Annotated in this window: 10 protein-coding genes; 3 read left to right on the top strand and 7 right to left on the bottom strand. The window is 73.5% G+C overall.

The features are described from left to right. Nucleotides 1-7: 7 nt before the first annotated feature. Genes OG247_RS15840 through OG247_RS15830 form a run of 3 tightly spaced genes read right to left on the bottom strand, consistent with a single transcriptional unit; the run spans nucleotide 8 to nucleotide 4,801 of the window. Nucleotides 8-940 carry a hydroxymethylglutaryl-CoA lyase gene (locus OG247_RS15840; RefSeq protein WP_327252863.1) on the bottom strand — a complete coding sequence of 311 codons (933 nt, stop codon included), beginning with the start codon at nucleotides 938-940 and terminating at the stop codon, nucleotides 8-10. Continuing rightward, entirely contained in the window at nucleotides 937-3,168 is a 2,232-nt protein-coding gene (locus OG247_RS15835; protein WP_327252862.1) for an ATP-binding protein, read from the bottom strand. Before OG247_RS15835 ends, OG247_RS15840 begins: the two co-directional genes overlap by 4 nt. A 16-nt stretch (nucleotides 3,169-3,184) precedes the next feature. Beyond that, nucleotides 3,185-4,801 carry a carboxyl transferase domain-containing protein gene (locus tag OG247_RS15830; protein WP_274553205.1) on the bottom strand — a complete coding sequence of 539 codons (1,617 nt, stop codon included), beginning with the start codon at nucleotides 4,799-4,801 and terminating at the stop codon, nucleotides 3,185-3,187. 100 nt (nucleotides 4,802-4,901) lie between these two features. On the opposite strand from OG247_RS15830, the gene OG247_RS15825 reads away from it, so the two are divergent. Continuing rightward, nucleotides 4,902-5,492: an SACE_7040 family transcriptional regulator gene (locus OG247_RS15825; protein WP_327252861.1), complete on the top strand. Its 591-nt coding sequence runs from the start codon at nucleotides 4,902-4,904 to the stop codon at nucleotides 5,490-5,492. Nucleotides 5,493-5,566: 74 nt separating this feature from the next. Next, a complete protein-coding gene (locus OG247_RS15820; protein WP_327252860.1) occupies nucleotides 5,567-6,364 on the top strand; it encodes a phosphatase in 798 nt (265 codons plus the stop codon). Nucleotides 6,365-7,044: 680 nt separating this feature from the next. On the opposite strand, the gene OG247_RS15815 is transcribed toward OG247_RS15820, so the two are convergent. The 4 genes from OG247_RS15815 to OG247_RS15800 all read right to left on the bottom strand — a co-directional run bounded on the left by OG247_RS15815 (nucleotide 7,045) and on the right by OG247_RS15800 (nucleotide 12,049). Further along, nucleotides 7,045-8,010 carry a cation diffusion facilitator family transporter gene (locus OG247_RS15815; protein ID WP_327252859.1) on the bottom strand — a complete coding sequence of 322 codons (966 nt, stop codon included), beginning with the start codon at nucleotides 8,008-8,010 and terminating at the stop codon, nucleotides 7,045-7,047. Between the two features lie 27 nt (nucleotides 8,011-8,037). Next, the gene (tesB, locus tag OG247_RS15810; protein ID WP_327252858.1) at nucleotides 8,038-8,916 is read right to left on the bottom strand and encodes an acyl-CoA thioesterase II; all 879 of its coding nucleotides are present in this window, start codon (nucleotides 8,914-8,916) and stop codon (nucleotides 8,038-8,040) included. A 17-nt stretch (nucleotides 8,917-8,933) separates the two neighbouring features. Next, nucleotides 8,934-10,091, bottom strand: coding sequence for an acyl-CoA dehydrogenase family protein (locus OG247_RS15805; RefSeq protein WP_327252857.1), 1,158 nt, complete (start codon nucleotides 10,089-10,091; stop codon nucleotides 8,934-8,936). A gap of 179 nt (nucleotides 10,092-10,270) precedes the next feature. Next, nucleotides 10,271-12,049, bottom strand: a complete 1,779-nt coding sequence (locus OG247_RS15800) for a helix-turn-helix domain-containing protein (protein ID WP_327252856.1) — start codon at nucleotides 12,047-12,049, stop codon at nucleotides 10,271-10,273. A 117-nt stretch (nucleotides 12,050-12,166) separates the two neighbouring features. On the opposite strand from OG247_RS15800, the gene speB reads away from it, so the two are divergent. Continuing rightward, nucleotides 12,167-13,135, top strand: a complete 969-nt coding sequence (gene speB, locus OG247_RS15795; RefSeq protein WP_327252855.1) for an agmatinase — start codon at nucleotides 12,167-12,169, stop codon at nucleotides 13,133-13,135. Nucleotides 13,136-13,149 lie beyond the last annotated feature (14 nt).

Genomic DNA, 13,149 nt, shown 5'->3' with positions numbered 1-13,149 from the left:
GTCTTCGTTACTCCTTGTGGGAGAGGGCGCGGACGGTGCGGGAGGGGCTGGGACGCCCCAGCTGCTCGGCCATCCACACGCTCGTGGCGGTGAGGGCGGCAAGATCGACCCCGGTCTCGATGCCGAGGCCGTCGAGCATCCAGACGAGGTCCTCGGTCGCGAGATTGCCGGTGGCGCTCTTGGCGTACGGGCATCCGCCGAGGCCGCCCGCGGAGGCGTCGACGGTGGTCACGCCGTGCTGGAGCGCGGCGAGGGTGTTGGACAGGGCCTGGCCGTAGGTGTCGTGGAAGTGCACGCCGATCCGGTCGGTGCCCACGCCCTCCTCGTTCAGCGCGGAGAGGAGGGCCTGCACGTGCCCCGGGGTGGCGACGCCGATGGTGTCGCCGAGGCTCAGCTCGTCACAGCCGAGGTCCAGGAGGGCCTTGGCGACGCCGACCACCTGGTGGACCGGGACCGGCCCCTCCCAGGGGTCGCCGAAGCACATGGAGAGGTAGCCGCGGACGTGCGCCTTGTGCTCCTTGGCGCGGGCCACGACCGGCTCGAACATCTCGAGGGACCCGGCAACCGTGCGGTTGAGGTTGCGGGAGGCGAAGGTCTCGGTGGCCGAACCGAACACGGCGATCCGGGTGGCGCCCAGCGCGAGCGCGCGGTCCAGGCCGCGCTCGTTCGGGACCAGGACCGGCAGCTCGGCGTGCACGTCGGCGAGGAGGGGGAACAGCTCCTCGGCGTCGGCCAGCTGGGGGACCCACCGGGGGTGCACGAAGCTGGTGGCCTCGATGGTGGTGAGCCCGGCGGCGGCCAGCCGGTGCACGAACTCGGCCTTCACCCGGGTCGGGACGGTCGCCTTCTCGTTCTGCAGCCCGTCCCGGGCGCCCACCTCGTGGATCCGGATCCGGGCCGGGAGGCCCTCCCCCGGGAAGCTCATCGGAAGCCCGTTCATTCGGCCTTCTCCTCCTCGTCCGGGGTCACCACGGCCAGGACCTGGTCCATGGCGACGGTGGTGCCGGGGGTGACGTCGAGTTCGGTGACGGTGCCGGCGTGCGGGGCGGAGATGACGTGCTCCATCTTCATGGCCTCGACGACGAGCAGGCTCTGCCCCGCGGTCACCTTCTCGCCGACGGCGACCTTGACCACCGTGACGGTGCCGGGCATCGGGGCGGCGAGGGTGTCGGCGCCCGCGCGTCCCGCGCCGCGGAGGTTGGCCTCGACCGGGTCGTGCGTCTGCACGTGCCAGGAGTCGCCGTCGCGGCCCAGCCAGGTCCCCTCCGGGGAGGTGGCGTGGCTGAACCGGTGGGTGACCCCGTCGAGTTCGACCGTGAGGTGGTCGGGGGTGCGGTGCACGATCCGGCCCCGGGCCGGGGTGCCGGGGCTCCGCCCCGGACCCCGCGCCTCAAACGCCGGCGGGGCTGGATTTGGCTGAGCGCCGCCGTCGGGTGCGGGATTCGACGGCAGTCCGGAGCCGGCTGCGGGGAGGGGATGCGACCGCGTCGCTGAGTGGGCCGGGTCAAGCGAGTCCGTCCGCGTCGCGGATTCGGCAGAGTCCAGGAGGAGCTCCGTGTCCGGTCCCGTCCCGGCGGGCCGGGTGCGGACCGTGACCGGGTCCTGGCCCGGGAGGCGGAAGTGGTGGACCGTCCAGGCGGGGGTGCCGCCGAGGCGCCAGCCGTTGGCGGAGTCGAACGGGTCGACCCAGCCCTTCGGCCCGTCCGGCGTGTGAGGACCGGGGTCCGGGGCGGAGCCCCGGTTTCGGGAAGGGGCGGGGTGGGGGACGGACAGCAAGGCCGCGGCCGCGTACACCTCCGCAGGCACCCCCTCGGGCAGGAGCTGGGACAGGTCCCGCTCCACCAGCCCGGTGTCCAGGTCACCCGAGACCACGTCCGGATGCGCGAGCAGCCTCCGCAGGAAGCCCGTGTTGGTCTGCACGCCCAGGATCACGGTGTCGGCCAGGGCGCCCCGGAGCACGCGCAGCGCGGCCGCGCGGTCGGGCCCGTAGGCGATGACCTTCGACAGCATCGGGTCGTACGTGGAGCCGGTGTCGACCCCCGCCGCCAGGCCGGAGTCCGTACGGACGGAGCCGCCGTCCGGCTCCGACAGGGCCAGCACCATGCCGCCGGAGGGCAGGAAGCCCCGCGCCGGATCCTCCGCGCAGACGCGGGCCTCGATCGCGTGCCCGGTCAGCCGGACCTCCGACTGCCCGAAGCCCAGCTCCGCGCCCGCCGCGACCCGGAGCTGCTGCTCCACCAGGTCCAGGCCCGTGATCAGCTCGGTCACCGGGTGCTCCACCTGGAGCCGGGTGTTCATCTCCATGAAGTAGTACGAGGAGGGGTCCCCGCCCGGGACGATGAACTCCACCGTCCCCGCGCCGACGTACCCGCAGGACCGCGCCGCCTCCACCGCCGCCGCGCCCATCGAGGCCCGCAGCTCCGGCGTCAGCAGGACCGACGGGGCCTCCTCGATCACCTTCTGGTGGCGCCGCTGGAGCGAGCACTCGCGCTCCCCGAGGTGGACCACGTTCCCGTGCGCGTCCGCCAGTACCTGGATCTCGATGTGCCGCGGCCGGTCCACCCAGCGCTCCACGAGCAGGGTGTCGTCGCCGAAGGAGGACTTCGCCTCGCGGCGGGCCGCCGCGATCTCCTCGCCGAGCAGCGCGGAGTCCCGTACGAGCCGCATGCCCTTGCCGCCGCCGCCCGCCGAGGGCTTCAGCAGCACCGGCATGCCGATCTGCTCGGCGGCGGCGACCAGTTCGGCGTCGGACAGCCCGCTGCCCGAGGAGCCCGGGACCACGGGCACGCCCGCGGCCTTGACGGTCTCCTTGGCGCGGATCTTGTCGCCCATCAGGGAGATCGCCGAGGCCGGCGGTCCGATGAACGCCAGGCCCGCGTCCGCGCAGGCGGCCGCGAAGGCGGCGTTCTCCGCGAGGAAGCCGTAGCCGGGGTGGACGGCCTCGGCTCCCGTGCGGCGCGCCGCGTCGAGCAGCCGCTCCACCGACAGGTAGCTCTCGGCGGCCGCCGCCGGGCCGATGCGCACGGCCGTATCGGCCTCCCGTACGTGCCGGGCGTCCGCGTCGGCGTCGCTGAAGACGGCCACGGAACGGATGCCGAGCTCCCGCAGCGTGCGGATGACGCGGACCGCGATCTCGCCCCGGTTGGCGACCAGAACAGTGCTGAACATCAGTGAGGTCCTCACGTCACATACGGAAGATGCCGAAGCCCGAGTCGCTCAGGGGAGCGTTCGCGCACGCGGTCAGGGCCAGTCCCAGCACCTGCCGGGTCTCCATCGGGTCGATGACCCCGTCGTCCCACAGCCGCGCCGTGGCGTAGTAGGCGTTGCCCTGTTCCTCGTACTGCGCCCGGACCGGGGCCTTGAAGGCCTCCTCGTCCTCCGCCGGCCACTCCTGCCCCGCGCCCTCGATCTGGTCGCGCTTGACCGTGGCCAGGACGGAGGCCGCCTGCTCGCCGCCCATCACGGAGATCTTGGCGTTGGGCCACATCCACAGGAACCGGGGGCTGTACGCCCGCCCGCACATCGAGTAGTTGCCCGCGCCGTACGAGCCGCCGACCACCACCGTGAGCTTCGGGACCCGGGTGCAGGCCACGGCCGTGACCATCTTGGCGCCGTGCTTGGCGATGCCGCCCGCTTCGTAGTCCCGGCCGACCATGAAGCCGGAGATGTTCTGGAGGAAGAGCAGCGGGATGCCGCGCTGGTCGCACAGCTCGATGAAGTGCGCGCCCTTCTGCGCGGATTCGGAGAACAGGATGCCGTTGTTGGCGACGATCCCGACCGGGTGCCCGTGGATCCGGGCGAAGCCGGTGACCAGGGTCTGCCCGAACTCCGCCTTGAACTCCTGGAAGCGGGAGCCGTCCACGATCCGGGCGATGATCTCGCGGGCGTCGTACGGGGTGCGGGAGTCGACGGGGACCGCGCCGTACAGCCCGTACGGGTCCACCTTGGGCTCCTCGGGAGCCTCGACCGACCAGGGCAGGGCCTGGCGCTCGGGCAGGGTCGCCACGATGTTCCGTACGATCCGCAGCGCGTGCGCGTCGTCCTCCGCGAGGTGGTCGGTGACCCCGGAGATCCGGGAGTGGACCTCGCCGCCTCCCAGCTCCTCGGCCGTGACCACCTCACCGGTGGCGGCCTTCACCAGCGGCGGGCCGCCGAGGAAGATCGTGCCCTGTCCGCGGACGATGACGGCCTCGTCGCTCATGGCCGGTACGTACGCGCCGCCCGCCGTGCAGGAGCCGAGGACGGCGGCGATCTGCGGGATGCCGGCCCCCGACATGCGGGCCTGGTTGTAGAAGATGCGGCCGAAGTGGTCCCGGTCGGGGAAGACCTCGTCCTGCATGGGGAGGAAGGCGCCGCCCGAGTCGACCAGGTAGAGGCAGGGGAGACGATTCTCCAGGGCCACCTCCTGGGCGCGCAGGTGCTTCTTCACGGTCATCGGGTAGTACGTGCCGCCCTTGACGGTGGCGTCGTTCGCGACGATCACGCACTCGCGGCCGCTGACCCGGCCGATGCCGGCGATCACCCCGGCGGCCGGCGCCGCGCCCCCGTACATCCCCTCGGCGGCCAGCGGGGCCAGCTCCAGGAAGGGGGACCCGGGGTCGAGGAGGGCGTCCACACGGTCGCGCGGCAGCAGCTTCCCGCGGGCGGTGTGGCGGGCGCGGGCCTTCTCGCCGCCGCCGAGCCGGGCCGCCTCCAGCCGGGCCCGCAGGCCCTCGGAGAGCTCACGGTGGGCGGCCTCGTTGGCCCGCCAGGCATCGGACGCCGGGTCGGCGGCGCTCGTCAGCACTGGTGCCTGCTGCATCGGTCGAGCTCCCTTGCTCGGTGCGCTCTTGTTAATGAGCGTTAACGCATGTGGGACTTAGGTTAACGACCGCTAACGGCCCTGTCTAGAATGGATTCCCATGAGCACCAGAGCGGCCGCCCCGACCCGGCGCGAGCAGATCCTCGGCGAGGCTGCGCGCCTCTTCGCCGAGCGCGGTTTCCACGGCGTGGGCGTGGACGAGATAGGGGCCGCCGTCGGCATCAGCGGCCCCGGCCTGTACCGGCATTTCGCGGGCAAGGACGCGATGCTCGCCGAGCTGCTCGTCGGCATCAGCGAACGGCTGCTCACGGGCGGCCGCCGCCGGGTGGAGGAAGCCGCTGCTGCCCCGCACGGGGATCAGGCAGCCGTACTGGCCTCCCTCATCGACGGCCACATCGACTTCGCGCTCGACGACCGGGCGCTGATCACCCTCCACGACCGGGAACTGGACCGGCTGCGCGAGGCCGACCGCAAGCTCGTACGGCAGCTGCAGCGCAAGTACGTCGAGCTGTGGGTCGACGTCGTACGGGAGCTGCACCCCGAGGTGGGCGAGGCGGAGGTACGCGTCTCCGTGCACGCGGTCTTCGGCCTGCTGAACTCCACCCCGCACCTCGCGGCGCTCGGCCGGGACGCGACGGAGTCGCTGCTGCGACGGCTCGCGAACGGGGCCTTCGGGGCGCTGTCGGGGTGAGGCGGGGCGGCCGGGGTGTCCGGGGGGCGGGATGGAAGGGACGGCTCCGGGCGCGCGGCGGCAGAATGGGCCGCATGCCGAAGCCGATAGAGACGCCTGTCCCCAGCCGAGCCGAACTCATCGACCACCTGGTCCGCACGCGGATCGCGGGGGAGGTGGCCACCCCGCGCGACAACAACCTCTCCCACTACCGCAAGCTCGCCAACGGCGACCGGCACTACTGGCTGGGCCTGGAGCTGGGCGACCGCTGGACGGACGAGCAGGACGTGCTCGCGGTGATGGCGGAGCGCTGCGGTGTGGTGGACGACCCCGCGCACCGCGTCGGCCAGGACACCATCGACCCCGAACTGACCGTGTCCGCCCTGGACCGGATGGCCGCGCGACTGCGCAAGGCCGCGCTGGACCGGCAGAGCGTGCTGCTCGCCACCGGGCACCCGGGCGGCCTGCTGGACGTCCACCGCGCCACCGCCGACGCGCTGCGCGCGGCCGGCTGCGAGATCGTGGTGATCCCGCCGGGGCTGGTCGCCGACGAGGGCTCGGTGTGGCAGTTCGCGGACGTCGCCGTCCTGGAGCGGGGTGCGACGCTCTGGCACACCCACTCCCCGGAGCCGATGGCGGCGATCCTGGACGCGCTGGCGGCGCTGGGCCGCCCCCAGCCCGACCTGGTCGTCGCCGACCACGGCTGGGCGGGCTGCGCGGCGCAGCGAGGGCTGGACGCGGTGGGCTACGCCGACTGCAACGACCCCGCGCTCTTCCTGGCCGAGGCCGAAGGCACCCTCCAGGTGGCGGTACCCCTGGACGACCACGTCCGCGACCCGCGCTTCTACGACCCGATGGTCGCGTATCTCCTCGCGGCGGCGGGCCTGCTGTAACCCTCTCGGCTCCGGTGCGGCGCCGTTGCCGGGGACCGGTCCCCGGGCCCCTGCGCCTCAAACGCCGGCGGGGCTGGGGTGTGGTCGGGGCTCGGGGGCTGCGGGTGGGGGTCGGTGCCGGGGGCGGGGTGGGGTGTCGGCCTGGACTGCATGATTTAGGCGCCCTCGGCTCTACTTCGACAGTTGTGGGGTGTGTCTGCGCCACACATCACGCTTTACGTCCCGGCCAACACCCCACCCCGCCCCCGTCCCCGCCCCGGGCCGCGAGCCTGCGACCCCGGCCGGGTGATAGTCCGGTCCCGCCGGCGGTTGGTCTTTTCAGCCGTCCGGCGTTTGAGGACCGGGGTCTGGGGCGGAGCCCCAGGGGGTCCGGGCGCAGCCCGGGACCCCGCCTTCAGCCCGTCCGGCGTTTGAGGACCGGGCTCCGGGCAGCGCCCGGGGAACGGGCGAAGGGCGGGTAGGGGACTCCGCCCCGCAGGGCCGGACCACCCGCACCCGCCCACCGGACCCCGTGCCGGGACGGCGGGGGCGGCAGCCCTGACCGGCGCCACCGCCGGACGGAGTCCGGCGCAGCGGCGCGAAGCCCGCGCAGCGGTGCGAGCTCCGCGTCGAAAAGGTGCCCGGCGCAGCGGCGCGAAGCCGGTAAGGCCCCCAAGGGGCCGCACCGCGCGAGCGGCGCGTTAAGAAGGAAAAGGAGGAGTGGGCGTCGGGTCCAGGTAGACCCGGCGGATCGCCGGGAAGCGGTCCCGGAGCTGCGCCTCGGCGACCTCGCACGCCGCCTCCACCTGCGCAGCGGACGCCAGATCGTGGAAGTCGACCTTCGCGGCGATCAGCACCTCCGACGGCCCCTGCACGATCGTGGTCAGCTCGAGCACGCCCTCGATGTGCAGCACCGACAGCAGTTCCTCCCGTACCTGCGCCCGCATCGCTTCCGGCAGCGGCCGCCCGATCAGGTACTGCGCGTTCGAGCGCCCCAGCTCCCACGCCACCCACACCAGCAGCAGCCCGATGAGGAGGGAGGCCACCCCGTCGTAGGCGCCCGAGCCCGTGAGCTGTGCGCCGAGCAGGCCGCCGGCCGCCAGGGCCAGGCCGATCAGCGCGGCCACGTTCTCCAGGAGGACGGCCTTCACGGCCGTGTCCGGGGTGTGTTTCACGTACAGGCCCAGCGGCGCCCGCATCCGCGCCGCCTCGCCCTTGACCTGCCGCCAGGCGACCAGGAGGGAGTAGCCCTCCAGGAGGGCGGCCACGGCCAGGATGATGTAGGAGAGGGTCGGATTGCCGGGGTCCTCCCCGTGGACCAGTGTGTGGATGCCGTCGTAGATGGCGAACACCGCGCCGCCGACGAAGGTGGCGATCGATGCGAGGAGTGCCCAGATGTACCGCTCGGGCCCGTAGCCCAGCGGATGCGCCTCGTCCGCCGGCTTCGCGCTCCGCTTCAGCGAGGCCAGGAGCATCACCTCGGTCACCGTGTCGGCCACCGAGTGCGCCGCCTCGGAGAGCATCGCGCTCGATCCGCTGACGATTCCGCCCACGGCCTTGGCCGCGGCGATGCCGAGGTTCGTCACGACGGCGACGATGACCGTGCCGACGCTCTCGCCCTGGTCGTCGCTTCCGTTTCCGTTCACCATCGCATCGCTGCTGGACATGGTGTGACGTTACGTCGGACGGTCGTACTACGCGCGCGGGACGCGCACCACGCCCTCCTGGATGACCGTCACGGCGAGCCTGCCGTCCTGGGTCCAGATCCGGGCCTGGCCCAGGCCCCGGCCGGCGGCAGCCGAGGGCGACTCCTGGTCGTACAGCAGCCATTCGTCGGCGCGGAACGGCCGGTGGAACCACATCGCGTGGTCCAGCGAGGCGCCGACCACGTCGCCGACCGCCCATCCGCCCTTCCCGTGCGCGAGCAGCACGGAGTCGAGCAGGGTCATGTCGGAGACGTAGGTGGCCAGGCAGGTGTGCAGGAGCGCGTCGTCGCTCTCCAGCTTGTCGGCGGTACGGAACCACACCTGCGAGCGCGGTTCGACCGGTTCGCCGACGCTGCCCCAGGGCGGGACCGTCGCGTAGCGCAGGTCGACCGCTCCGCGCGCCTCGATGAGCCGTTCCACCGTGCCCGGGTCGCGGAAGACCTCCCGGTAGTGCGGGAGGGACTCGGCGGCCGTCGGGAGGGTCTCCGGATCGGGGGCCTCCGGCATCGCGGTTTGGTGGTCGAGGCCCTCCTCGTACGTCTGGAAGGACGCGGAGAGGTGGAAGATCGGCTGGCCGTGCTGGACGGCGACGACGCGGCGGGTGGTGAAGGAGCGTCCGTCGCGGATCCGGTCGACCGAGTACACGATGGGCGCGCCGGGGTCACCCGCGCGCAGGAAGTACGAGTGCAGCGAGTGCGCGGTGCGGTTCGCGGGGACGGTCCGGCCCGCCGCCACCAGGGCCTGGGCCGCGACCTGGCCGCCGAAGACCCGCGGTACCAGCGCGGAACGGCTGGTACCGCGGAAGATGTTCTCCTCGATCTGCTCGAGGTCGAGCAGGTCGAGGAGAGTCGTGAGGGCCTCGTTCATGGGGGAAGGCTAGATGCCTACAGGCCCATCGACTTGGCGATGATGGACTTCATGACCTCGCTGGTGCCGCCGTAGATGCGGTTCACGCGGTTGTCGGCGTACAGGCGGGCGATCGGGTACTCGTTCATGTAGCCGTAGCCGCCGTGCAGCTGGAGGCACTTGTCGATGACGCGGTGCGCGACCTCGGTGCAGAACAGCTTCGCGGAAGCGGCCTCGGCGGCGGTGAGCTCACCGGCGTCCAGGGCCTCCAGGGCGCGGTCGGCGACGGCCTCGGCGGCGTCCACCTCGGCCTGGCAGGCGGCCAGTTCGAACTTGGTGTTCTGGAAGTGCGCGACCGGCTTGCCGAAGACGGTGCGGTCGGTCACGTACTGCTGGGCGAACCGGACGGCGGCCTTGGACTGCGCGTACGCGCCGAAGGCGATGCCCCAGCGCTCGGACGGCAGGTTGGCGCCGAGGTAGTAGAAGCCCTTGTTCTCCTCGCCGAGCAGGTCCTCGACCGGGACCTTCACGTCGACGAACGCCAGCTCGGCGGTGTCGGAGGTGCGCAGGCCGAGCTTGTCGAGCTTGCGGCCGATGGAGTAGCCCTCGGACTTGGTGTCCACGGCGAAGAGGGAGATGCCGAAGCGGCGGTCGTCCTCGCGGGGGGCGGAGGTGCGGGCGCAGACGATCACGCGGTCGGCGTGCACGCCGCCCGTGATGAAGGTCTTGGAGCCGTTGAGGACGTAGTGCGTGCCGTCCTCGGAGAGCTTGGCGGTGGTCTTCATGCCCGCGACGTCGGAGCCGGTGCCCGGCTCGGTCATCGCCAGGGCCCACATCTCCTCGCCGGAGACGAACTTCGGCAGGAAGCGCTTCTTCTGCTCGTCGCCCGCCAGCATCTTGATGTAGGGGAGGGCGAGCAGCACGTGCACGCCGGAACCGCCGAAGTTGACGCCCGCGCGGGAGGTCTCTTCGTAGAGGACGGCCTCGAACTTGTGGGTGTCCAGGCCGGCGCCGCCGAACTCCTCGGGGACGTTGATCCCGAAGATGCCCAGCTCGCCGAGCTTGTAGTAGAACTCGCGCGGTGCCTGGCCGGCCGCGAACCACTCGTCGTAGACCGGGACGACCTCGGCCTCGATGAAGGCGCGGATGGTCTCGCGGAACGCCTCGTGGTCCTCGTTGAAAACGGTACGGCGCACGGCCGGCTCCCTTCGGTCGCGGCGGTCCGCCGCTTTCATAGCTAAGCGCTTGCTCATAGCTAAGTTACCCGGCGGTCACTCCGACTGTCCAGGGCGGGGCGGTGTGACCCGGAACCATTCCGCGGGCCGGGCCCCGGGAGACGTGCCACCAACCCGAGACGGGTCCCGCCTGACGCCCCTCAGGGCAGCAGGCGCAGCGCGAACCACAGCTCCATCCGGGTGTCCGGATCGTCCAGGTCGGCTCCGCCCAGCAGGTCGGCGGCGCGGGCGATCCGCTGGCGGACGGTGTTGCGGTGGATCCCGAGGGCGGCCGCGCTGCGGTCCCAGCTCCCGTGATGGGCCAGCCAGCCGCGCAGGGTGTCCCGGAGCGCGGGGGAGAGGGGGCCGAGCAGGGCCTCGGCGTGGGCCCGGGCCTCGGCCGCGCCGACCAGGCCCGCGAAGCCGGGGTCCCGGTGCCGGACCAGCGGGGTACGGGCCGCCTCGGCGCGCTCCAGGGCCCGCCCGGCCTGCGCGTCGGCGCCGGGCAGCCCGCCGGGCTCGGCCGCGGCGCTCACCCCGAGCCGCCATCCGGGCTGCGGGGTGGGCTCGCGGTCGGTGAGCAGGCGTACGGGGCCTGGGTGCGCGGGGCCTGCGTGCGCGGGGCCCGCGTGTGCGGAGTCCTCGCGCACGGGGTCCCCGGGTACGGAGTCACCGCGCGGGTCCAGCAGTACGGTGCCCAGCGCGGCCGCCAGGGCGCGCGGGTCCCCGGTGCCGGTGCCGCGGGCGTGGACGGCGTACCAGGGCCCGGGGCCCAGTGCCCCGGCCGGGTCCCCGCCGAGGAGCAGCCGGGTCAGGGCGGCCTCCGCCCCGGCCGGGCGGTGCGCGGTGAGCAGGGTCAGCAGTACGGCCGCCACCGAGGCGACGGTGTGGTCCCCGGGGGCCCGCGTCGGGGTCGCGAGGGCGAGGACCCACCCGTCGCCCAGGGCGTGGACGCCGAGGTGGAGCCCACCGTGCGTGGCCGTGGCGGTGACCGCGGAGCCGGGTGCGACCCGTCGGGCGAGGCCGCCGAGCACATCGAGGATCTCGGGGACGGGCGTCGTTCCGGCGGAGGCGCCGGGAGCGGCGGGCTGAGCCCCGGCCGCCTCTACGGGGGTCGGCCCGGGCTCCGCCCCGGCGGCGGTCGCCGGCCCGGTGGCCGCCGCCGGGGAATCCGGCCGGGGGGCGGGGAGGAGGCCGGCCCAGCCGCCCAGGGTCGCCGCCAGCCGGCGCAGGACCGCCGGGACCGGGTCCGGGCGGGCGGCGGCCGCGGCCAAGGATTGCTGGGCCTCGGTCACCCGGCGGAGCTCGGCCGTCCGGGCCCGGGCCATCAGCCGCCAGACGCTCCGGCCGACCGCGGTGAACGGGGTCCCGGGCGGCACCTCGACCAGGGGCAGCCCGTACCGCTCGCAGGCCTCGATCAGGGCCCTGGGCACGGTCTCGTGCACCGGGGTCACCCCGAACCCGACCGCTCCGACACCGGCCCGGACCAGCCGCGCGACGTACGGTCCGGCGTCGATCGGCTCGCCCGCCGCGTGCCCGGCACCCACGTGCCCGGTGCCGACCGGCACCGTCCCGGCCCGCTCGGTGTGGGCGCTCCGGGTGTGGGCGCGCCGGGTGTCCGCGTGCCCCGCGCCCCCGTGGCCGGGGCGGACGTCGGCGGGCCCGGCTCCCGCGGGACCGACGTCCGCCCCCGGGGGCTCCGCGCGGCTGCCCGCACCGTGTTCCGTTCCCCCGGCCGGCCAGGCACCCGCCCCGGCGAGGCCCGCTCCCGCCGTCAGGAGGAGCTCGCCGCCCAGCAGGTAGGGGGACGGGTCCGCCATCTCGGAGGCGTGCACCCCGTGCAGTTCGGCCTCGGCGGGCCCGGCCAGGTGGCGCAGCCCCAGCTCGTGGTCGGCGAGCAGCCGGCCGAGCGCGACCGGCGGGGTGGGAGGGGCTTCCATGAGTGGATACTCCGTACACATAGGTGGAGCGTGATGGATGAAACGTACACTTCGCCGACCCGAGGTGTCCGTTTACGCTCGAAGGACCGCACCGCACACCTCCCCGGAAGGCCCCCCATGAGCACGCAGCCGCGCGGCCCCGTCGACTCCTCCCGCATCCCGCGCTACGCGGGCCCCGCGACCTTCGCCCGGCTGCCCCGCCTGGACGAGGTCGGCGGCAAGGCCGACGTGGCCGTCGTCGGCGTGCCCTTCGACTCCGGAGTCTCGTACCGCCCCGGCGCCCGCTTCGGCGGCAACGCGATCCGTGAGGCCTCCCGCCTGCTGCGCCCGTACAACCCGGCGCAGGACGCCTCCCCGTTCGCCCTCGCGCAGGTCGCCGACGCCGGCGACATCGCGGCGAACCCCTTCAACATCAACGAGGCCGTCGACACGATCGAGGCCGCCGCCGACGAGCTGATCGGCAACGGCTCCCGCCTGATGACCCTCGGCGGCGACCACACGATCGCACTGCCCCTGCTCCGCTCGGTGGCGAAGAAGCACGGCCCGGTCGCGCTGCTCCACTTCGACGCCCACCTGGACACCTGGGACACGTACTTCGGCGCCGAGTACACGCACGGCACCCCGTTCCGCCGCGCCGTCGAGGAGGGCATCCTCGACACCGAGGCCCTGTCCCACGTCGGCACGCGCGGCCCGCTGTACGGCAAGCAGGACCTGGACGACGACGCCAAGATGGGCTTCGGCATCGTCACCTCGGCCGACGTCTACCGCCGCGGCGCCGACGAGGTCGCCGACCAGCTCCGCCAGCGCATCGGCGACCGCCCGCTGTACATCTCCATCGACATCGACGTGCTGGACCCGGCGCACGCCCCCGGTACGGGCACCCCGGAGGCGGGCGGCATGACCTCCCGCGAGCTGCTGGAGATCATCCGCGGGCTTTCCTCCTGCAACCTGGTCTCGGCGGACGTCGTCGAGGTCGCCCCGGCGTACGATCACGCGGAGATCACCTCGGTCGCGGCCTCGCACACCGCGTACGAGCTGACCACGATCATGAGCCGTCAGATCTCTGCGGCACGCGGCGCCCGCTAGGCACAGCGCGCAGG

This window comes from Streptomyces sp. NBC_01244 (assembly GCF_035987325.1).
GTDB lineage: Bacteria > Actinomycetota > Actinomycetes > Streptomycetales > Streptomycetaceae > Streptomyces.
This window is presented reverse-complemented; position numbering and strand designations above follow the sequence as displayed.